Source organism: Paenibacillus sp. FSL R7-0128 (assembly GCF_038002245.1).
GTDB lineage: Bacteria > Bacillota > Bacilli > Paenibacillales > Paenibacillaceae > Paenibacillus_AQ > Paenibacillus_AQ silagei.
In genome coordinates this window covers 38447-60288 of record NZ_JBBOCD010000001.1, presented here as the reverse complement: position 1 = coordinate 60288, position 21842 = coordinate 38447, and the positions used below count along the sequence as shown (strand labels likewise).

The following is a 21842-nucleotide window of genomic DNA, read 5'->3' as shown; positions in this document are numbered from 1 at the left end:
ATTAACCAGTAATGCCGTGTACAGGATGTTATTTTAAAGGAAAAAGCACATCTAACTTATTTGTATTTCTCGTGTAATTACCATAGATACCTGAATTCCCTGGAACATTAGGATAAGTCTCAAGCAAATGACCGAATTGAGCTGTAATACTAAAAAGATTCGCGGGTAAGAGTTTTTTGAGAGCTAATTGCTCAATCTTACTTTGCGTCATTTGCACCTCCGCTGAGCTTCATAATTTCAGCTAATTCCTCTTCGAGGTCTAACCACCGATGGTAATCCGTTGGATCATCCATTTCATCACCATTGTAGTCTGCAAATGCTTCCTTAAACGTTTTACCTTTAAATTTCAGTTGAAGATCCATCAGTTCTAGAGCAATTTCCTTAGCTCGCTCCTCTTTTGACTGCTTACCCTTTTTCTTTTCCTGCGCTAGGATTTGCATACGTATACCATATATGGGATCTTTAAGAAGCTCTATGGCATACTTTGGGATTTTACGATGCTTTCATTATTAATATTATGAGTATAGGTAACACCATATAAACAACTGCAATCAATATAATTTCACATAAAAAAAGACCCCAAAGGGCCTTTTTTGATTCCATATAATCACACCTCAATATCCCGCCGAATATTCCCTACTTTCTTTTAAATTAACAATATCCTGGCCCGTCGGGTTCTGGAAAACGCGAAGTCCAAACAGAGGGATAATCGCAAAAATGTGATCAAAGATATCCGACTGGACGGACTCATACACACCCCAGGTGGTCTCATTGCTGAACGCATAAATTTCTAAAGGCAGTCCGCTGTCTCCTGGTGCTAACTGCCTGACAATGAGCGTCATATCCTTATGAATTTTGGGATGATTGCGCAGATATTCTTGGACATATTCCCGGAATACCCCGATATTCGTTAGCTGTCTTCCATTCACTTTACTCTCCATATTGATATGATGTTCCGTATTATAGGCGTTAATTTCATCTAATCTTGTCAGGACATAATCGCTAAGATAGTGAACCTTTTGGAACTCCTCAATCATTTCTTTGGTACAAAAACATATGCTGCTTGTATCAATACAGACACTTCGTTTAATTCTTCTGCCCCCGGAGGCTTCCATCCCCCGCCAATTTTTAAAAGAGTCTGAGATCAGGGCATAGCTCGGAAGCATGGTAATGGTTTTATCGAAATTCATCACCTTTACCGTATTCAGCGTAATATCAATTACATTGCCGTCGGCATTATATTTAGGCATTTCAATCCAGTCGCCTACACGAACCATATCGTTAGAAGATAATTGAATACCTGCCACGAGGCCCAATATCGAATCTTTGAACACTAGCATCAGAACAGCGGATAAAGCGCCCAGTCCACTAAGCAGAATCAGCGGATTCTGACCCATGAGGTTAGAAATCACCACAATCGCACCAATAATATACAATATAATCTTCGCAACCTGAATGTAGCCTCTGATCGGCCTCATCTTGGACACTTCATACGTACGATAAATAGCATCGATGGCATCAAGCAGGGCATTAAACACCGTGATCGTTACAATAATCATATAAGCTAAGGCGAACTTTACAATGAAAGACTGATACAGCGGAAAAATAGGCGCGGCGTAATAAATGATAAAGGCCGGAGCGAGATGCGACAGCTTGTGAAATACTTTTTTCTCCAAAAAGATATTATCCCACGTATACCGGTTGTTATGAATGATATGGATGATGATCTTCAGTACGATTTTTTTGGCAACAAGATTAGCCACTATAGAGAGTAAAGCAATACATAAAACCATAATGATGTTCGAGAGATACACAACCATCTGCTCGCTCATTCCATATCCTGCTAGGTGCTCTTGTATAAAATTCATCATTTCCTCCTGACTGGGTGCATAGTAGCCTACAATTATAGAGGATAAATAGGTGTTATGCAAAAATAAAAATACTTGCAACGCTCCATTTAGTACTGTATTGTTCTACTCATGACAAAGGCAAAAATCATGAACCAAAAACGTGTGCTTGAAGTCGCGGCAGCCTTATTTTTAGAAAAGGGATTTGCTTATACCAGCATGGATGAATTAGTACGTGTAAGCAAAGTGTCCAAATCTAATGTGTATTATCACTTCGCGGATAAGGAAGAATTGTTAGCAGGGGTCGTTGATTATTGGATTGAAACGTATGAGCGGGCAATGGATCAAATCCTTTCTCAGAACCAGTTATCCGTTGAAGATCGTGTCCAGATGTTTTTAAAGCATTTAACGGAGGGAGTTCAGTCCAGAGAGTATAAGGGGAGCTGTCCGTTTATTACACTTTATATTCAAACTCCGGCACAAGCTACGCACATCAAGGAAAAAATAGGTCTCTTTTTCACAGGATTACAAATGAAAATCTCTCTATTACTACAACAAGGAGCAGAAAAAGGCGAGTTTAGAGAAACGATTCATATTGACGAGGTAGCAGCACTTTTTATAACGAATCTTGAAGGAGCGCTGTTTCTTGCAGAGACATTGAAGGATGCAACGGTGATCACGAGAACAGCCAGCCACTTTTTCAACTTGCTTCGATAAGAAGCATTTTTTTTACACAAAATTAGTACCAAACAGTACTAAAAAGGAGAACAGATGATATGAGGACGATATTTTTAACAGGTGGAACAGGCTTTATCGGGAGGCAACTCGTGGAGGAGCTTCTTAAAGAGGAGGTTATGATTTTTCTACTAGTGAGGTCGAAGAGCAAAGCAACACGTGTTTTTCAGGAAAAAGGGTTTCTCAACGGGGCAGCCATGCACTTTATTGAAGGTGATTTGACGAAACCAGATTTAGGTCTAAGTGATGAATATAAGGAGAAGGTACTTAACACGGATGTTATTATTCACGCAGGCGGACAAATGGATATTCAAGCGACAACGCAGGAAGCAACCTCTGTATTTTTAAACGGCGCTAAGCATATCAATGAATTCGCTAAATGTATCCACCAATTGAAGGGGTTGCAGCAATTTATTCATATCGTTGGATATATGACCCCCTTTGATGATCATAACAGCAAGGTTGCGATTGATGTGTTTCAAGAAGGGCACAACTATTTGAAAATAAAAAACCCTTATGAAAGAACAAAGTTTTTAGCAGATCTGTATATTCGCCAGCAGGCATCCGCAGTAGGCTATCCGCTCTCTGTGATTAATCCGCCAACCGTAGTCGGCAGCAGCACAACAGGGAGTACGGAGCAGGTAGCCGGCTTAGGCTTGCTTGTGGAGAGTATGCGCAGAGGGCTGATGCCAGTTATACCTGGAGGCAAAGGGTATAAATTACCGCTGATTTCAAACGATGCGCTGGCGAAGTTTATGGTTCAGGTTGTTAAGCTGGAGCCGTCGTCTATTCGAACCTATACCCTTGTTCCAGACAAACCGCTTGATCCGGATATAGATGAGTTATTAGGGGTGATGTCAGAAAGTATGAATATGGCCGCACCTAAGATTTCTGTCCCCCTTCGCTTCATGAAAGCACTTATGAACAGCGGGATCAGTAAAATCACACAAATTCCATCGGATGGACTAAATTTTATTACTAACAGAACGATTTCAAATGATTTACCGAAAAAAGTCATGGGAGCCGATTGGTTTACTAAGACGAGTGTCATGAATTTTTTCCCGGCCGTAGTAGCAGATTTGGATTATCGCTTGATGTACCCAAATAACCAGCATAATCATGTATTTGAACGAACCTTAATCGGAAACACTGTGATTCATCAGATACAAGGAGAGGGTAGGCCATTTATTTTATTCCACGGTTTGTTGAGTGATGGGGAGGATTTATTTCCTTTAGGTCTAGAGCTTCATGAACAAACGGGTCAACCTGTATGGATTCCGGATCTTCCAGGTTTAGGACGTTCCCCTTTTAAGCGGGAGACACATCTTCTCGATCTCTATTTGAACGTAGTGAAGGAGTTATCAGGAAAAACTGCCCATGGCGCACATTGGATTGGCCATTCCTTCGGAGCGGTTATTCTGCTGGAAGCGTTAGCGCGAGAGTACTTGGATACGAAGAATACTATTACTTTACTTCAGCCACCTGTTACGAAGAAAAATCACAAATCGTTTAATGCTCCTCAATTGTTGAACAAATGGGCATTGAAATTAGCAACGGCTAATTCATTAGAACGTTATTTAATTGGTAATGGTCTGTTTGAAAATATAGAGAGCATTCCGAAACATTATATTGCCAAAGTACGCAGCAGCTTTACTTCGCCTAGAATTCTAAATACAACTCTTCAGCTCAACAGTTTCCTGTCGAAAAACTATCGGGGTGATTTCACCAAAGTACCGGGGTCTAATCTTCATATTATTTGGGGCGATCAAGATCGGCGCTATTCTGCTCCAGTACAGCTTGGTAAGATTGATGTTGTTCCCTATGGTCATCATTTCCCTCTTAACCATGCACGGGAGACGGCTTCTTATGTACTAGGAAATTAATACATCCACAGTAATGAAAAAAGACACCTGACGAGGTGTCTTCTGCTTTACTCCGTTAGCGGAACAGTTTATAAATCGAGAACCGGAACCGGTCCGTCCATCCAGTTCAGCTGGCTATCCATCATGAACTGAACCGTCCAATGATGCTCTGCCTGATACCAGTTATTAAATTCCACAATACTCTCGTACAGATTCTCGACAGCTTCCGGCGTTCGTTCTTCCAGTACCCGATGGATGTCCGCCAACAAATTCTCCGGCTTCTTTTCTACCCCTTCCAGAACCTTTAAGAACCACTTATAAGAAGGGAACAGCGTTTCGTTGTGTACCAAAATCAGCCTACCTGCGAAAAAGGCATAGTGGGTCAAACAGTAGTCGATTAATAAACGATTGTTGCGTTTCAGTCCTTCGTAATAATACCATTTCCAGGTTTCGAATTGTGCATAGAACTTCTGCATGTTCTCTGCCTTTTTCTCCACCGGATATCGGGGAGCGTCTTGGACCAACTGTTCCAACCCCTCAATATTGGAATAGGTGACGAACGCATCCTGGAATGCGAACTTAGCAGGATCGCTGCCGGATTCGGCCACTTGCTTGATGTAGGAAGCGGATACAACCTTCCCGTCCACGTAACCGCCTTCATAAGAACAGGATTCCGTTTCGAAATACCCAAGATTATGGATAGAACAAGCTTTCTTGTAATCCTCTTCAGAAAGGACGATCATAATGTCGATATCAGAGGTTTCGCCAGCAAAACCATGCGCTACGGAACCCCCGATGATGACCCCTTGTACGTCGGGTCTGGCTTTAAGCTTGTTGGTGATGGCATCAATGGCAGCTTGATGATGGGGATACATAATACATCCACTCCAATTAAATTAATATAAACATTAATTAGTAAGCCAATACATTAATCATAAGGTAATAATATTCCACTTTTGAAATTCCCGCAATCCCCCGAATAAATCAATCGTCACCCCTAATAAAGGAAGGCATCGTTAGTAACAAAAAAAGGGAGCACCCTCACATTGGATGCTCCCACATTTTTTACTTCCTCAAAGCATTGATCTCCTGCTCCGTTAACCCAGTGGCCTTTACAATAATCGATATGTCTAGATTCAGGTCAAGCATGTTCTTAGCCACCTTCTTTATACCTGCCATTTCCGCACTACCCAGCATCGACGCTTCATCATGCAGATATTTCTGTCTAGCTTCATACAACCGTCTGGCCTCTGAATCCTGACTCAAATACTGCAAAGTATCCATCGCCTTTTTCAAACCCGGTTCATTCATCTTCAGCACCTCCAGGAAATGAACTTCAATATCGTTGATTAAGGATATTCCTGTCCGGTCTTCCCGCAGAAGACATACGTTTCGCTATCAGCTACATTCGTTATTATTATAGCAATTTTCAAGTGAACTTAATCTTAAAGGGAAACGAAAAAAGACACTGATTAAGGTGTCTTTACTGATACTCCATATGGAGCAGAGGGGAGTCGAACCCCTGTCCGAAGATAACGGCACATAAGCTTCTACGAGTGTAGTTACAGTTTTGATGTCACCCTAGAAGCCCCCCGTAACCGGGTCCTCTTCGGGTCAGCCTGATTATCTTCTTCTGCTGACCCCAGGAGGAGACCAGACAGCGTATCCCACTACTTGTTAGCCCCTATCCCTGTCACATGGGCGATGCAGGGTAGAAGCACGCACACAGGTTATTAAGCTGCGAAAGCGTAGTTGTTTTGTTGTTTGCCGTTTAATAGGCTTTAGCGTTGATGAAGCGGACGCGTCCCCACTACTCGCTACTCATAATTCTAATGTTTTTAGAACATGAACTCTTATCCAATTAATTATTGCTTTTCTCAATATGTTCCTGGATTTAACAAACTTATCTCTTAAATTGAAGTATTCATTTTGAAAAGTTACATCTAAACTAAGAGCAAATTCTTGAAAGAAAAACTCGCCTGAATGAAAATGCCCTGACCTTACATTTCCATATAAGAAGTCACACAATTTTTTATCATAGTCTTCATTTAAATATTTCATCATGAACGAACTGAAAGACAGTTTCTCATTTTCACATTTAGTTAATGCTTCTACTGAGGATACCATGTATGAAATCATAAGTGTTGCTTCTTTTCCCCCAGCAGTATGAGAAAGATTATATAGTCTACATGAATTCTTAAAAGCTTCATATTTATTGATATCCTCAACTTTTAATCTGTCCAAAGACTTATAAAATTGACGAATATTCTTCGGAATTTTTAAAGCTAAACCATAACAAGCCGTTTCATCAATATCTTCAGAATAATACTCTCGCATATCAATAGTAGGATTAGTTATTCTATAGTTTAAAAAGGTTTTTTCTAGATTTTCATTCATTACTTTATCATTATTGAGAATCATTGTTGAATTAAAATTAAAATTATCATCTACAAAACCTACATTAAAATAGGAGGGCACTTCAACTGCTTGATAGTCTAACCTATGTCTCAGACCATTCATATTATCCATTACACGTATATCCAACTCACTATCATAAAATGATTCTCTTTGAAACTCACCTATTAGACCATTATTGCTTTTTCGTGTGTAATGAGCAAATTTAGAATCAAACACATAAAAACCTGTATCAATTAATACGGATAAAAAGGATGTGAAATCTCTGGCAATATTGTATGCTTTTGAACGGGCTTGACTGAGTGAGCTAGCCTCTACCTCAACATCAATGCATATTATTCTCTCAGCTATTGTATTTTTTTGTTTTTCATTAAACAAAGGCTTAAATTTGACTTTTCCTCCCCATGTTATTACATACTCACCTTTAAAACCTATATCATGGATGATTGAATAGTACAGTCTCACTGTATATTTAGCTTTTTTATCACCATAATCGTTGATTGTAATAGGATAATACAATTCGCTTAAAAAGTAATGATCTAGATCGTACGAATTTATCATTTCATCATGAGAATAAATAATCATTTTATGCAACTGTTTCATGCTACCATTGCTTAAAATATAGACATCAACATTAATCCGAGCTTCAGCTTCTTTAATCCTGTCTACAAAGCTAAATTTGTAAACATCAAAGTCATCAATATATTCATGAATAACCTCTAATTGCTTTTTCTTCTGAAACTCATTTTTTAGATACTCATCTAGTACGGAATTGTTGATTGGTATTTCGAGTTTTTTTTCAACTTTATTCATACTCTTCCCCCATAGTCCTGTTCAGCATTGAGTTTGATAGTTTCCCAGTCAATATCAAGTCCAGATATACGAAAGGTCTTTCCTTCCAACTATGCTATCCACTGCTCATTTTCATATTACGAAAATTATGTACCACTCTGATTGCCTACAGCTCAAGATGGTGGATTTTCACCCTGAATACTAATGCGAAGCTCGGCCGACAAAAGTAACGATTTACTGGAATTAGATATACCAATATTCCCATACCATGAATTGACTGTCAAAACATTTTGTCAGCTAATACATATAAAAGTTCTTCAGATATCTTTGCAACCAGCAATTGATCACGATATGAATGTTACACTTTCCGACGCCATTTACCTTATACATCATTAAAACTTGCAACAGTCACAAAATAGATAGTACTACCAGTACATTGAAACGTATGTTCTGAAGGACTTTGTAACCAATTGTCGTATTTTGTATATATAAAAAATAATGGTAAATGAGAGTGATCCCTGTGAATAATCATAATCATCTTAGTTTAGTTAAAGAAAATATTGACTTTAACAGTCAAGGCCGACAAGATAAACGCCCTGACCGTATTATTATTCCAAAATTACATGGTGCTAAATTAAGAACTAATTTTAGTCAGCAACAAAACGAATATAATAAAACAAAGAAGTTTGGTGAAGACTTCATTTTCAGAGTAATTAAAGATAACGACAAGCCAGTTAACTACAGTAAAATAGGTCTTATCCTCCTTGCTGAACCAAATAAAAAAGAAGCTATTGTACAAGTTGAAAATCCTATAGTTTTCAACTCTCACTTATCCGATTTTATAGCTGAGAAACTAGCAACCAAAAGAGTTATGAATTATTCTGAATTTGCTAACCTTGAGGAATTTGTTTTTCAAACTCCAGAAGAAAAAACAGGACCATTGTTAAAGGCTATGGTAGTTGACAATATGGCAGAATACACACTAGATGTCCAATTATATGCGGATTCCGATGACATAAAATCCCTTCATCAGAAAATGATTTCTTTTAAGGATTATTTGAAATCCTTAGAATCTCGGGTAATTGATGATGTTATTATGTCCTGCTTGATGCTTATTAAAATTTCAATTAAAGGCGCGCTAATTAGAACATTATTGGAGCATAAAAACGTATATTATGCCGACTTACCCCAACAATCCATTTATGAACAGGGAAAATTTCAAAATATTGATATTGCAACAATTCCGAAGATTAAAAAACCTGGCCTAGATACTCCTTTTGTTGCTGTTATCGATAGTGGAATACTACCTACTCATCCGCTACTACAAGACACGGTGTACGAGTCTGAAGCATTTGGTGGAATTACAACACCATTCGATGAGAATGGTCACGGCACCATGGTAGCAGGAATTGTTCTTTACGGAGATGTATACGAAGCATTAAATTCCTCTAAACCTCTTGAGCCAGAGATACGCTTATTAAATGGAAGAGTAACTGACCAACACAATAAATTCCCAGATGAAAAAATACTTGTTTCAGTAGTTCAAGAAGCTATAGAGTACTTTGCATCTGACGAATTTAATTGTAAGATATTCAATTTATCATTAGGAGATGATCGTTTTCCCTATCAACAAAATAGTAAGATGGATGCATGGAGTTTTTCTTTAGATTATTTAAACTATAAATTTAATATAGCTACAGTTGTATCTAGCGGCAACTATTATCCTATCAATGATGGTGCCACTGTGATGAACAATTATGTTGATTATTTATTGAATGATCAAGATGCAGCAATAATTCCCCCTGGTATATCAGTAAGCTCACTTACTATAGGTTCAAAAATTCATAATGTTGGTGGAAACGGTTTACGGACGATTCCCGTAGGCGAAAAGGGAATAATCTCCCCATTTTCAAGAACAGGCCACGGATACAATAAATCGATAAAACCCGAGTCTACAGCTAATGGTGGTACCTATGTTTTTAATACGTTGACTAAGAAGATTAACTCTCAAGATTCATCTCTTGGAGTGTTATCTTCCAGTCTCTTTAACAATGGTTCCTGGTTTGAAGTACGTCATGGAACTAGTTTTGCTGCTCCTTATATTAGCCATCTTTTAGGGAAGATAAAAAAAGAAATCCCCACTGCAAAAGGAAATCTCTTACGAGCCTTACTCATCAATTCATCTGATTGTTCTACTTTAAGCAATGAATATATTGAACAAAAATACTCTAGTTCAAAACCTGCACAAATCAAAGAACTTCAGCAGCGTATAAATGGATATGGGGATATTAGAGAAAAATATTTAACTCGATCATACGATAACCTTGTAACTATGTATCATGAAGGTGACATAGGGATCGGAAAGATAAATATCTTCGAGATACCCATTCCAGATGAAGTATATTCTTCTAAAGGTGCTTGTAAAATAAATATTTCTTTAGCATATAATCCTCCATGTAGGGATTCAAGAATAGACTATATGGGGGTTAAAATGTCATTTGGCTTATATCGTGGACTTGATTTAGATGATGTTACAAAATACACCTGTAAGCCTGACGATGATGAATTTGAAAAAAGCACTCTACCCGAGGACAAAAAGGGATGTAAATGTAAGATGGATCCTGCCATAGCTTCTACTGCTAGGGGCACACTTTTGAAAAGTACACATAAGCTAATTAATAATGCAAAGGCACAACGTGTTTATGGAGACACTTATTATTTGGTAGTAAAGTGTACAAAGAAATGGCTCCAGGAGGAGGGGTTTCAACCTTTTGCAGTTGTTGTATCTATAGAACACAGCAATCAAGAAGTTAATATTTATAATTCAATACAAACAAGAATTCAAAACAGACAACGTTCACAAACAAGAACACGTGTTTAAAATGAAAGGAGATGCGGAAAAATTCCGCATCTCTTTACATTAATGCGTTGTATATTTCATACCTACTTTTGTATTTTTCAATCTCCTCTAATATAAGTGATTCTGATAATTGATTATATCGCATAATAATTGCCTTCTTTATAGAGGTGACACAGATACGTTCAATATCAGCATGCGAAAAACCAATTAACATCTTTGAAAGTTGATCAGTATCTATTCTTGCATGCGGATAACGATTTAAATTCCGATTTAACAAATCCTTAATTTGAGACTCATTAGGCAAAGGAAACAACAATACATCATCAAAACGTCTCCATATGGCTGGGTCTAATAACGATTGGTGATTAGTAGCAGCTATTATTATACTGTCTCCTTGAAAACTATCTAGCAACTGTAAAAAGGTATTTACTACTCTCTTTAACTCACCATGTTCATCTATTGAATCACGTTTTTTGGCAATAGCATCAAATTCATCAAAAAATAAAATCCAATTACCACTTGATGCAAAGTCAAAGATTTTTCTTAGATTACTGGCTGTTTCTCCAAGATACGAAGAAATCACACTATCGAATCTAGTATATAAAATTGGTATATTCAATTCACCTGAGATAGCTTTTGCAGTCACCGTTTTACCACATCCAGGGGGGCCACAAAATAGAAATTTGTTTTTACTCGATAAACCATAGGCCGACAGGACATCACTTTCTTCAAACTCTTTTACTAACTCATAGAGTGATTGGAGAATTGAATCGTTAAGAACGAGATTATCAAAGTTTGTCTGAGATTGATTCATTTCAAGCAACAAATTATTAGAATCTTTATCCTTAGGCAATAAATGAAAGTGATTAACTGTTGTTTGTTTTAATGGTTTTGCTTCAAAACCAGGCGAATCTAATATTTTTTGTAATTCCCCAGCCAATTGCGCATGACTTTTAATCTTTTCATCTTCAATAATTGCTTCTGCGATTTGCTTAAATGTGTCCATATTTCCATCTTTAACACTTTGAAATAACTTCTTGAGATGCGCCCCTTTGGCCATCTATTATCACACCGCTTCATATAAACTTTGTTTTAATATAGCATATCTTTATCATTTTAACTCTTTTTATAATTTCTATACCCATAGTTGTTTAGAGCACAACATCAAAGGCATAGAATTTAAAGCATAACAATTAATTAAATTTCATAATATAAACCCTGCCAATCATTATTAAAAAAAAAGTATTATTAGAGTGTTTCCTGAATCATATTATATTCTTCCAAAAAGTATTCACAAAAGACTCCTTAAACATTCCAATTCTATTCTATATGAAAACTTGTTGTCGGTTCCCTTTATGTTTCTAGGGCATCGGAATTATGTATATTTTCAAGCTCTCTCAAAAATCTATACTTGATGATCGTCCCAACACTACGACACGTAGTTGAGGACTATAAACCTAATCTAAAATCTTCAATCCGTTGCTTAATAACTTCTTCAGGACTATTTCCATTCTTCTTCAGCAACAACATTTGCTCGTAATCAGAATCATCAATAAATATAATTAATTTGGATTGTGCCATCCACACTTCTCGTTGAGTGTGTATTGCAGCTTCTTTTGCCCCTTTTCTGGTTGAAATAATTCCAAACATTCCTGGACCATAGGCTTTTAAGTAGTTAATCATTTGTAGTACACAGTTTTTGGTTATTTTTTCAGAGTAGTTCTTGGGGTCAATTACAATAAAATCTGCCCCGTATCTATTGGCCATAAACTTCCAAAATCCTGATTCGCAATAATTTGCCATGATTATGTCTCTTCTATTTGCCTTAGCAGTATCTGAATGCTCTACAATTGGCTTGCCGAGGTCTGGACAAAATAGGTGCTCAAATATAGATGTACAAACCTTCTGATACGAACTCCAATTTGATTTTCCAGGAACGCATGACCTCAAAATCCGCATTAGCACATCTTCAATGGTATCTTTAAGGTGTACAGACATTAGTAACTCTTTAAGCTCACAGGACTCGATCATTCTTAATTGTTGCGTAAATAACGCAGCAATTTTATTCAAATCCCAAACTTCAAGCCACTTAAGATCGCTAATCCTGTCCATCTGCATTGCAGTCAACTCACCTGGAAATGCCAGAACTCTCTTCTTAAAAGTAGGATTTTGATAATGCAGTAATTTTTTAATCACTTCATCAAGTCTACGTTCAGAAAAAGTTGAGGCTGCTTTGCATTCAATCAACAAAGTTTCCCCGTTAAAATCTGCTTTTATATCTGCATTTTCAGTATTAACCTCATGCTGGACATTGCTAAAACTTCCATGACACCTCATCATTCTAAGCAACTCATATTCGAATATAAATCCCTTAACCTGAGAACCTTCATGAATACCCAATATTATACCGCCCCCCATCCATACACTTTTAAATGCTTTGTCTTGTTATCATAAAAAACATCGTATCCAATCCTCAGTAATAGGCGATCTGTCAAGTTTGAGTTCTTCGAGCTTTTCAATTTCACAAATATTACTTCTTTATCCAAGTTGTTATCGAAGTAGCCGCCTTTACTAATGACCTTGTAACATCAGCCCCCCTTGAATGAACTATAATTATTAATTAAAAAAAACCACTTACTATTCCCTACCCTACATAGTTAATGTTTAGTCACTCAATGGCTCTCCTCTTCATAAAGTCCTCAAACTTATTTCTTAGTACATACACATAATCACATATTGCTATTGCAAAATCTAAGAGGTCAGAAGCATCTATTTTACTTATTTTCACATCAGAAGCATGAGCTCCAATATTCCGATGAATTCGCAGAGCATTTCCCCATTCATAAATCCTCTTATCAATTATCTCACGCTCTAATAGTTCCTTAAGACCTCCGAAGATATTTGAACTGCTAGCATTAAAATCCTTACAGATGGCTTCTACCGCTCTTCCGCACATAACAGCACAAGCTAAATATGCACTGCCTTTAAAACATTTTTCAGCCTCATCCAATGAAAAGCTTACAGCTTCAGGCAAATCCCAAGACCATTCTCTTTTAGGATCAGGCCATAACCTAACAGCATGACTCCATTCATATTCTTCATTTCCTATTTGCCAAAGTTCTGTTCGAGCTAGCAATGAGCACTTGCAAACTGGACATTCTAAAAGTACTCGCTTCGACGGATTCTCTTCATAGTCCTTATACGTTTCATGCTCACCTTTTATAATGCCATCTACTTTGGAATTACAATATGGACATTCAACTATCATATCCTTTCCCCCGTTTCCTGCTGTCACAGCCTACATCTGTAGTTCTACAATATTTGTAAAATTTCCTGCTTTATTAACAAGGAAAGCGCATAAAGGGACTTGGCTTGAGAAAATTTTCATTTTAATGCTCTAGTGGATTAATTATAAGGAGACTCATGCTATTCATGGCCAGCACTTCTCACAAACCCAGTATTATCAAGCATTTCAACCACAATGCACCCCTAATTATCTCCTGAAAACATGAAAAAAGAGTACCAATTAAGGTACTCTCTCATACTCCATATGGAGCCGAGGGGAGTCGAACCCCTGTCCGAAGATAACGGCACATAAGCTTCTACGAGTGTAGTTACAGTTTTGATGTCACCCTAGAAGCCCCCCGTAACCGGGTCCCCTTCGGGTCAGCCTGATTATCTTCTTCAGCTCACCCCAGGCGGAGATGAGACAGCGTATTCCACTATTTGTTAGCCCCTAGCCCTGTCACATGGACGATGCAGAGTAGAAGCACGCACACAGTTTCTTAGGCTGCGAAAGCGTAGTTGTTTTGTTGTTTGCCGTTTAATAGGCTTTAGCGTTGATGAAGCGGACGCGTCCCCACTACTCGCTACTCATGCTCGAACTATCCCCGTCGAATCCAAGAACGGCCCCTCATTAGAAAGGGCGCTTCGGATGAACGGATCAATCACAAGCACAAATGCTGATCCGGTACACAGCGATCTGACTTAAGATGGCTGTTCAGAAGCAAAAAATCTACTTACCCAGTATAGCACATTTATCAACACTTTAACACGTGGGTTAAAGGAATTGAAGGTTGAATCTGGAACCACTTCGACGCAGGTGCATAGTCCGTCTATCTGGCGACCTTCTGCTTGTCACGCAGTACACGCTGGATATCACGCTGTGCGTCACGCTTCGCGGCGGAATCCCGTTTGTCGTATTCCTTCTTACCTTTACCCAGACCAATCAGCAGCTTGGCATAGCCATTACGCACATAAATCTTAAGCGGCACAATGGTGAAGCCATCCCGTTTGGACGAGCCCAGCAGCTTGTGTATCTGCTCCTTATGCATAAGCAGCTTACGTGTGCGCGTAGGATCGGTAGGATTGGCGCGGTTTCCCTGTTCAAAAGGACTAATATGCATGTTGTGGATATGAATCTCGCCATTGCGGATCGTAGCGAACGCATCCCCTATGTTGGCGCGGCCATTACGCAGCGATTTGATCTCTGTTCCTGTAAGAACCAAACCAGCTTCGTAGGTGTCCTCAATAAAATAGTCATGGGAAGCTTTTTTGTTCTGGGCGAGCACTTTCCCGTCTGCTTTTTTACCCATGAGCGTCACTCCTTGAATCGAATTGCCGGTAATCCTTCACGGACACCAGGTCTATATTGTATCAAAAGCCGAGCTGCCAACGCAAGGAAGGATCGCTCTATGCCGCGGTCGTGTGAAGCTTGATTCTTATTAAAAAAAGCACTGTTCCCCTTAAGGAACAGCGCTCATATCGTTCAGCCTACGCCTTAGGTTTCTTCTTGCGCTTACGGCGCCCGCTCTTCTCGCCAGTGTCAGCACCGGCCTGGCCTGCAGACTCCCCGCTGCCTGGCGTCACGGAGGGGCTAATGAACACGCCGCCCTTCTTCTTGCGGCGGCCCTTGCCCTCCGGCGCTGCGCCGCGTCCGTCGGCCCCCAGGTCCTCGCGGCTGCGGAACCGTGTGCTCGCGTCTACGCCGCGCAGCTCACCGCCCGCCTGCTCAGACCCGCCACCGCCCGGCGCGCCGTAGCCGCCCTTGCCCGAGCCAAAGCCGAAGGCGATGCCGCGTCCCCCGGCAACGCCACCGGCCTCCGCGCCGCGGCCTCTGCCGCCCTCGCGCGGAGCGCCCGAACCGCCGGCTTCGCCCCGGCGGTCCGCCTTGCCGCCGCCCGCTGCGCCTGCGGCGGCAAGCCCGCGCCGCGCTGCCGCTTCCGGCCCGCGGCCGCGCTTGCGGCCGCTGCCTGCTGCGCCGGCGATGTCCCACGCCGCCGCTCCATCTGCGCGCGGCCCGTTCCCGGCGCCTGCCGCAGCGGTGCCGAAGCCACCAGCCGCTTCACCGCCGCCAGCGGGAGAAGCGTTCTTGCTCTTACCAGCGGCACCGGCGCCGCCGCTCTTCCCCTTACCGCCAGCACCGAAGATGGCGCCGTTCTTGCCCTTGGCAACACCACTCTTGCCTCCGGCAGCAGCGCTGCCCGGCTTGCCTTTACCGCCACGGCCCTTGCCGCCTCCAGCTTTACCGGCGAACGGCTTGCCGGTGCCACCTGCGCCCGGACGGCCGCCTTTGCCGCCATAGCTCCGGTGGTCTCCAGCCGCGCGCGGCTTCATATCAACTAACTCGAAGTCGATGGTGTGGTCATCCATGTTAACCTTGGCAACCCGGATCTTCACTTCATCGCCGATGCGGAAGACCTTGGAGGTACGCTCGCCGATCAGCGCCATATGAGCTTCATCGAAGTGGTAGTAGTCGTCTGTCAGCGCACTGAGGCGAATGAGACCTTCGACCGTATTGTCCAGCTCAATGAACATCCCGAAGCTGGTCACGCTGCTGATCATGGCGTCGAATTCCTCGCCAACCTTGTCCTGCATGAACTCTGCTTTCTTCAGTTGCTCGGTATCGCGCTCGGCTTCAACAGCCACTCGCTCACGTTCCGAGGACTGCTGGGCAATATCCGGCATCCGGGAGGCCAGATATTCGTGGCGCTTCTCGCTCAGCGCTCCGCCATTCTCAAGCACCTCACGCATCACACGGTGGATGACCAGATCGGGATAACGGCGGATCGGTGAGGTGAAGTGGGAATAGAACTCCGCTGCCAGTCCGAAGTGCCCGGTGCTCTCGGCATCATACTTCGCCTGCTTCATGGAGCGCAGCATCATCGTGCTGATTACCGTCTGCTCCTTCGTTCCCTGAATCTGCTCCAGCAGATCCTGCAGGGCACGCGGGTGAACCGAATTCCCCCGGCCCTTCACGTGGTAGCCGAAGTTAGCCGCAAAAGCCATGAAGTTCTGCAGCTTCTCCGGGTCCGGGTCCTCATGAATCCGGTACAGGAAGGGAACCTTCAGCCAGTGGAAGTGCTCCGCCACCGTCTCATTAGCCACCAGCATGAATTCTTCAATAATCTGCTCCGCTACAGAGCGCTCACGTTTTACAATATCGATAGCCTTACCGGCCTCATCTACAATAATCTTGCTCTCCTCAAAATCGAAATCCACCGCACCGCGCCGCATCCGGGCACCCCGCAGCTTCATCGCCAGCTCCTTCATCAGGCGGAAATCCCCGATCAGCGGAGCATAACGCTCCAGCAGCTCAGGATCTTCATCCTCGACAATCTTCCGTACGTCAGAGTAGGTCATTCTCTCCTTCGTGCGGATGACACTGGTGAAGACATCGTGGTTCACGACCTTCATCTGCTCGTCGAACTCCATTTCACAGGACATCGTCAGACGGTCAACCTGCGGATTCAAGCTGCAGATACCATTCGACAGCCGGTGTGGAAGCATAGGAATGACACGGTCCACCAGGTACACACTGCATCCGCGGTCATAGGCTTCCTTGTCCAGCTCAGAGCCTTCACGCACATAATAGCCTACGTCAGCAATATGAACGCCCAGCTTATAATGGCCATTCTCCAGACGCTCAACGTTGACCGCATCATCCAGATCCTTGGCATCCGCACCGTCAATCGTTACGATATTGAGCCCGCGCAAATCACGCCGCCCCTGCTCGATAATCTCTTCATCTGTGATCGAATCCGGCGCCTGCTCCGCTTCCGTCATCACCTCAGCCGGAAAAGCCTCCGGAAGCTGATGCTTACGGATTACCGACAGAATATCCACGCCCGGATCATCCTTATGGCCAAGGATCTCAATGATCTCACCCTCAGCCGCAGCACGGCCCTCCGGATAGCTCACAATGCGGACAACCACCTTTTCCCCGTCAACCGCACCCTTGAAAGACTCCCTTGGGATGAAAATATCCCGGTTAATCCGCTTATCATCAGGCAGCACGAAGCCATAGGTCTCCAGGCTCTGGAAGACACCCACCGTCTGCGACACACCTCTGATCAGAATCCGTTCCACTTCGCCTTCCATTCGCCCGCCGGACGGGCTCTTAGAGGTAATGCGGATCAAGACGATATCGCCGTTCATAGCACCCTTCAGATCGTTCGCGTGGATATACACATCCGGGTGCTCCCGGTTATCGGGAATCAGAAAAGCAAAGCCCTTGGCATGAACCTGCAGCCGTCCGCGCAGCAAATCCATCCGCTCAGGCACACCATAACGGCTACCCCGGGTCAATATGATCCGGCCGTCCTTTTCCAGGTCAATCAATAGAGCCTCAAAGGCTTTGAAATCGGCACTATCCTGAGTGGCGAAATGGCTTACCAGTTCTTCATAGGTTAGTGGTTTATAAGCGGTCTCCCGCATGAAATCAAGTAAGATTTCCTGTGTTATCATGTTCGTTACCTCAGCCTCCTGCTGCATTCCTATGCATTGGCATACTGTATGCCTTGTCCTATTGTACAGCTAATCATTTCAAGTAAAATTTACCTTTATATACTTCATACCCTAGTATACACGAAATTAATCCCGGGCATCCCTGTTATGATGTTCACAATATTAAATCTGCATACAAAAAAGCCCCCGTCTATTCCATTCAGAACAGAGCGAAGGCTTACTGTAGACGAGTTATTCAACAACAATGGCAACAACTATTGACATGATGAAGAATCCTGCCGCCAGACCAACTGTTACACGCTGCAGCACAAGCTCCATACCGCGCGCCTTTGTTTTACCGAAGAGATGCTCAGCACCGCCGGAGATGGCACCGGAAAGACCTGCACTTTTCCCTTTTTGCAGAAGAACGACCGCAATCAGACCTACGGCAAAAATCAGAAGCACCACTTTCAAAAAGATATCCATTCACTTCCACCTCCTACGTCCAAGCATCACTATCTATGCTAAATTAGAATATCCGTTTCATAAACAGCATTTTTATTTTATCATAGCCACAGAATGAATACAACCTTCCAGACGGCATTCCCGCCCTATCACACTATGAAAATCTCATGTTGTCCCTCTATCGCGGATATCAGAATCAAAAAAGCCTGCCGGAAACCGGCAGGCTCATTGTATCTATAGATTCAAAAGAAATTATCTTTTGAGGTTGTAGAAGGATTTCAGGCCGTTGTATTGAGCCAATTCGCCCAGCTCGTCTTCGATGCGAAGCAGTTGGTTGTATTTAGCCACACGGTCTGTACGGGAAGGAGCACCAGTCTTGATCTGGCCAGCGTTGGTTGCTACAGCGATGTCAGCGATAGTGCTGTCTTCGGACTCACCGGAACGGTGGGAGATTACAGCTGTGTAGCCGGCACGTTTTGCCATTTCAATCGCATCGAAGGTTTCAGTCAGTGTACCAATCTGGTTAACCTTAACCAGGATGGAGTTACCGATACCCTTTTCGATACCTGTTGCCAGACGCTCAGTGTTCGTAACGAACAGGTCGTCACCAACCAATTGGACTTTATCGCCCAATTTTTCAGTCAGCAATTTCCAGCCATCCCAGTCATCTTCGGACATACCATCTTCGATAGTGATGATTGGGTACTTCTCAACCCATGAAGCCAGCAGGTCAACATACTCAGCGGAAGTGTAAGACTTACCTTCGCCTGCAAGTGTGTATTTACCGTCTTTGTAGAACTCAGTGGAAGCAACGTCCATACCAAGGAATACGTCAACGCCTGGTTTGTAACCGGCTTTTTCGATCGCTTCGATGATTGTAGTGATCGCTTCTTCATTGGAACCCAGGTTCGGTGCGAAGCCGCCTTCGTCGCCAACAGCTGTGTTCAGGCCTTTGGATTGCAGTACGGATTTCAGGTTGTGGAAGATTTCTGCACCAGTACGCAGTGCTTCCTTGAAGCTTGGAGCGCCTACTGGAAGAACCATGAACTCTTGAACGTCGATGTTGTTGTCGGCATGCTCACCACCGTTGATGATGTTCATCATTGGTACTGGAAGAGTCTTGGCGTTGAATCCGCCCAGGTATACGTACAAAGGAATGTCCAGAGCTGTTGCAGCAGCGCGAGCTACGGCCATGGATACAGCCAGGATTGCGTTAGCGCCCAGCTTGCCTTTGTTAGGAGTTCCGTCCAGAGTGATCATCAGCTTGTCGATGCCCACTTGGTCAAGAGCGTCCATACCGATTACTTCTGGAGCGATAATTTCGTTTACGTTCTCAACAGCTTTCAGAACGCCTTTGCCCATGTAACGGGATTTGTCGCCGTCACGAAGCTCTACAGCTTCATGAGCGCCAGTGGAAGCGCCGGAAGGAACGATAGCGCGGCCTTTTGCGCCGGACTCCAGATATACGTCAACCTCTACAGTAGGGTTACCACGGGAGTCAAGGACTTCGCGTGCATACACATCAGAAATAATAGTCATGTAAGTTTAATCTCCTTTTATACAATGGTTTTGGGTTTACACAAACAGATGTCTTGCTTATTTGCGGCTGGCAATCATGGATTGTCCGGTCATTTCCGCAGGCTGCGGAAGTCCCATCAGATCTAAGATTGTCGGTGCCACATCTGCGAGAATACCAGCTTCGCGCAGAACTACATCTTCAGTGGTAACGATGAACGGTACCGGGTTGGTGGTATGGGCTGTGAACGGACGTCCGTTCTCATCGAATACCATATCAGCATTTCCGTGGTCGGCAATGATAATAGCAACGCCGCCCTTGGCAACTACAGCATCCACAACCTTGCCTACGCATTCGTCCGTTACTTCGACTGCCTTGATTGTAGGCTCCAGCATGCCGGAGTGTCCTACCATATCAGGGTTAGCAAAGTTCAGGATAATGGCATCCTGTCTGTCCGCCTCAATCTCCGCTACGCAGGCCGCCGCCACTTCGTAAGCGCTCATCTCTGGCTTCATATCATAGGTTGCCACCTTCGGCGAGTTGATCAGGATACGGGTCTCGCCCGGAAGCTCCTCATCGCGTCCGCCGCTGAAGAAGAAGGTCACATGCGGATACTTCTCGGTCTCTGCAATACGCAGCTGCTTCTTGTTCTGCTGAACCAGCACTTCACCGAGCGTGTTGTCCAGATTCTTCGGGGAGTAAGCCACGAAGCCTTGAACTGTCTCACTGAAGGTAGTCAGACATACGAAGTGCAGGCCTTGCGGGAACTTAGGACCACGGTCGAAGCCGCGGAAATCCGAGTTCGTGAACACTTGTGACAGCTGAATCGCACGGTCAGGACGGAAGTTAAGGAAAATGACGGAATCGCCGCTCTCCACGGTCGCTACCGGGTTGTTTTGGCTGTCCACAATTACACTTGGCTCCACGAATTCATCGAACACAGAATTCTGGTAGGATGCAGTGATGGCCTGAAGGGCATCGGTATATTTAGGGCCTTCCCCATATACCATTGCACGGTAAGCCTTCTCTACACGTTCCCAGCGCTTGTCACGGTCCATCGCGAAGTAGCGTCCGGATACCGTAGCAATCGTACCTACGCCAACCTCTTCAATCTTGGCGACCAGATCCTGAATGAACTTCTGTCCACTGTCGGGTGGTACGTCACGGCCATCCATGAAGGCATGAATATAGACTTCATGCAGATCTTCTTTTTTGGCCAGATCGAGCATGGCGAACAGGTGATTAATGTGGCTGTGTACGCCGCCATCGGACACCAGTGCATAGAGGTGAAGCTTTTTGCCGGTTGACTTAGCGCTTCTTACGGCAGCCACCAGCGTCTCGTTATCGAAGAATTCTCCATCACGGATCGACTTGTCGATACGGGTCAGGTCTTGATATACAATCCGGCCGGCACCAATGTTAAGGTGCCCTACTTCAGAGTTACCCATTTGGCCTTCCGGCAGACCTACAGCTTCACCGCAAGCGGTAAGCGTAGTATTCGGATATTGCTTCAGGTAACGGTCGTAATTCGGCTTGTTGGCTTGGGCAACAGCATTGCCTTCATCCGTGTTCCGCAGTCCGAAGCCGTCCATGATAATCAGTGCTACAGGTCTTGGAGCTGACAT

At 43.2% G+C, this 21842-nt stretch carries 16 protein-coding genes, 2 other RNA genes and 1 pseudogene; 3 read left to right on the top strand and 16 right to left on the bottom strand.

Annotation, left to right across the window (positions count from 1 at the left end; genetic code table 11):
- Positions 1-28 precede the first annotated feature (28 nt).
- The 3 genes from NST26_RS00325 to NST26_RS00315 form a co-directional block, all read right to left on the bottom strand.
- A complete protein-coding gene (locus NST26_RS00325; protein WP_340978212.1) occupies positions 29-211 on the bottom strand; it encodes a hypothetical protein in 183 nt (60 codons plus the stop codon).
- A complete protein-coding gene (locus NST26_RS00320; RefSeq protein ID WP_340978210.1) occupies positions 198-440 on the bottom strand; it encodes a hypothetical protein in 243 nt (80 codons plus the stop codon). The genes NST26_RS00325 and NST26_RS00320 overlap by 14 nt, the downstream gene beginning before the upstream one ends.
- 174 nt (positions 441-614) lie before the next feature.
- Positions 615-1868: a mechanosensitive ion channel family protein gene (locus NST26_RS00315; RefSeq protein ID WP_339315022.1), complete on the bottom strand. Its 1254-nt coding sequence runs from the start codon at positions 1866-1868 to the stop codon at positions 615-617.
- A 129-nt stretch (positions 1869-1997) separates the two neighbouring features.
- On the opposite strand from NST26_RS00315, the gene NST26_RS00310 reads away from it, so the two are divergent.
- The gene (locus NST26_RS00310; RefSeq protein WP_340956830.1) at positions 1998-2564 is read left to right on the top strand and encodes a TetR/AcrR family transcriptional regulator; all 567 of its coding nucleotides are present in this window, start codon (positions 1998-2000) and stop codon (positions 2562-2564) included.
- Positions 2565-2623: 59 nt separating this feature from the next.
- On the top strand, positions 2624-4465 hold the full coding sequence (locus NST26_RS00305; protein ID WP_340978208.1) for an alpha/beta fold hydrolase: 1842 nt from the start codon (positions 2624-2626) through the stop codon (positions 4463-4465).
- Positions 4466-4533: 68 nt separating this feature from the next.
- On the opposite strand, the gene NST26_RS00300 is transcribed toward NST26_RS00305, so the two are convergent.
- The 4 genes and pseudogenes from NST26_RS00300 to NST26_RS00285 form a co-directional block, all read right to left on the bottom strand.
- Entirely contained in the window at positions 4534-5319 is a 786-nt protein-coding gene (locus NST26_RS00300) for a nucleotidyltransferase domain-containing protein (protein ID WP_340978207.1), read from the bottom strand.
- A gap of 190 nt (positions 5320-5509) precedes the next feature.
- Positions 5510-5836 (bottom strand): annotated as a pseudogene (locus tag NST26_RS00295) (Rpn family recombination-promoting nuclease/putative transposase); the annotation flags it as partial.
- A 104-nt stretch (positions 5837-5940) separates the two neighbouring features.
- Positions 5941-6289: a transfer-messenger RNA gene (ssrA, locus tag NST26_RS00290) on the bottom strand.
- On the bottom strand, positions 6266-7672 hold the full coding sequence (locus NST26_RS00285) for a hypothetical protein (protein WP_339252812.1): 1407 nt from the start codon (positions 7670-7672) through the stop codon (positions 6266-6268). The genes ssrA (NST26_RS00290) and NST26_RS00285 overlap by 24 nt, the downstream gene beginning before the upstream one ends.
- A 499-nt stretch (positions 7673-8171) precedes the next feature.
- On the opposite strand from NST26_RS00285, the gene NST26_RS00280 reads away from it, so the two are divergent.
- Positions 8172-10532, top strand: a complete 2361-nt coding sequence (locus NST26_RS00280; RefSeq protein ID WP_339252810.1) for a S8 family peptidase — start codon at positions 8172-8174, stop codon at positions 10530-10532.
- Positions 10533-10566: 34 nt separating this feature from the next.
- On the opposite strand, the gene NST26_RS00275 is transcribed toward NST26_RS00280, so the two are convergent.
- The 9 genes from NST26_RS00275 to gpmI all read right to left on the bottom strand — a co-directional run bounded on the left by NST26_RS00275 (position 10567) and on the right by gpmI (position 21842).
- Complete coding sequence (locus NST26_RS00275) at positions 10567-11571, bottom strand: AAA family ATPase (RefSeq protein ID WP_339252808.1); 1005 nt, start codon at positions 11569-11571, stop codon at positions 10567-10569.
- A 389-nt stretch (positions 11572-11960) separates the two neighbouring features.
- Positions 11961-12911 (bottom strand): hypothetical protein, encoded by a 951-nt coding sequence (locus NST26_RS00270; protein WP_340956839.1) that lies wholly within the window; start codon positions 12909-12911, stop codon positions 11961-11963.
- Between the two features lie 268 nt (positions 12912-13179).
- On the bottom strand, positions 13180-13779 hold the full coding sequence (locus NST26_RS00265) for a DUF4145 domain-containing protein (RefSeq protein WP_340956840.1): 600 nt from the start codon (positions 13777-13779) through the stop codon (positions 13180-13182).
- A 280-nt stretch (positions 13780-14059) separates the two neighbouring features.
- Positions 14060-14424: a transfer-messenger RNA gene (gene ssrA, locus NST26_RS00260) on the bottom strand.
- Positions 14425-14626: 202 nt separating this feature from the next.
- Entirely contained in the window at positions 14627-15106 is a 480-nt protein-coding gene (gene smpB / locus NST26_RS00255; protein WP_036690100.1) for an SsrA-binding protein SmpB, read from the bottom strand.
- A 178-nt stretch (positions 15107-15284) separates the two neighbouring features.
- Positions 15285-18257, bottom strand: a complete 2973-nt coding sequence (rnr, locus tag NST26_RS00250; protein ID WP_340956844.1) for a ribonuclease R — start codon at positions 18255-18257, stop codon at positions 15285-15287.
- Between the two features lie 231 nt (positions 18258-18488).
- Entirely contained in the window at positions 18489-18722 is a 234-nt protein-coding gene (secG, locus tag NST26_RS00245; RefSeq protein ID WP_036690096.1) for a preprotein translocase subunit SecG, read from the bottom strand.
- A 231-nt stretch (positions 18723-18953) separates the two neighbouring features.
- Positions 18954-20240, bottom strand: coding sequence for a phosphopyruvate hydratase (eno, locus tag NST26_RS00240; RefSeq protein WP_036726271.1), 1287 nt, complete (start codon positions 20238-20240; stop codon positions 18954-18956).
- 57 nt (positions 20241-20297) lie between these two features.
- Positions 20298-21842 (bottom strand): 2,3-bisphosphoglycerate-independent phosphoglycerate mutase, encoded by a 1545-nt coding sequence (gene gpmI / locus NST26_RS00235; protein WP_036726269.1) that lies wholly within the window; start codon positions 21840-21842, stop codon positions 20298-20300.

What these genes read in the sequence shown, in the direction of transcription:
- NST26_RS00315 (WP_339315022.1), bottom strand. Translation starts at nt 1,868, where the DNA reads ATGAATTTTATACAAGAGCACCTAGCAGGATATGGAATGAGCGAGCAG.
- rnr (WP_340956844.1), bottom strand. Translation starts at nt 18,257, where the DNA reads ATGATAACACAGGAAATCTTACTTGATTTCATGCGGGAGACCGCTTAT.
- secG (WP_036690096.1), bottom strand. Translation starts at nt 18,722, where the DNA reads ATGGATATCTTTTTGAAAGTGGTGCTTCTGATTTTTGCCGTAGGTCTG.
- NST26_RS00265 (WP_340956840.1), bottom strand. Translation starts at nt 13,779, where the DNA reads ATGATAGTTGAATGTCCATATTGTAATTCCAAAGTAGATGGCATTATA.
- NST26_RS00305 (WP_340978208.1), top strand. Translation starts at nt 2,624, where the DNA reads ATGAGGACGATATTTTTAACAGGTGGAACAGGCTTTATCGGGAGGCAA.
- smpB (WP_036690100.1), bottom strand. Translation starts at nt 15,106, where the DNA reads ATGGGTAAAAAAGCAGACGGGAAAGTGCTCGCCCAGAACAAAAAAGCT.
- NST26_RS00320 (WP_340978210.1), bottom strand. Translation starts at nt 440, where the DNA reads ATGCAAATCCTAGCGCAGGAAAAGAAAAAGGGTAAGCAGTCAAAAGAG.
- eno (WP_036726271.1), bottom strand. Translation starts at nt 20,240, where the DNA reads ATGACTATTATTTCTGATGTGTATGCACGCGAAGTCCTTGACTCCCGT.
- NST26_RS00310 (WP_340956830.1), top strand. Translation starts at nt 1,998, where the DNA reads ATGAACCAAAAACGTGTGCTTGAAGTCGCGGCAGCCTTATTTTTAGAA.
- NST26_RS00325 (WP_340978212.1), bottom strand. Translation starts at nt 211, where the DNA reads ATGACGCAAAGTAAGATTGAGCAATTAGCTCTCAAAAAACTCTTACCC.
- NST26_RS00285 (WP_339252812.1), bottom strand. Translation starts at nt 7,672, where the DNA reads ATGAATAAAGTTGAAAAAAAACTCGAAATACCAATCAACAATTCCGTA.
- NST26_RS00300 (WP_340978207.1), bottom strand. Translation starts at nt 5,319, where the DNA reads ATGTATCCCCATCATCAAGCTGCCATTGATGCCATCACCAACAAGCTT.
- NST26_RS00275 (WP_339252808.1), bottom strand. Translation starts at nt 11,571, where the DNA reads ATGGCCAAAGGGGCGCATCTCAAGAAGTTATTTCAAAGTGTTAAAGAT.
- gpmI (WP_036726269.1), bottom strand. Translation starts at nt 21,842, where the DNA reads ATGTCAGCTCCAAGACCTGTAGCACTGATTATCATGGACGGCTTCGGA.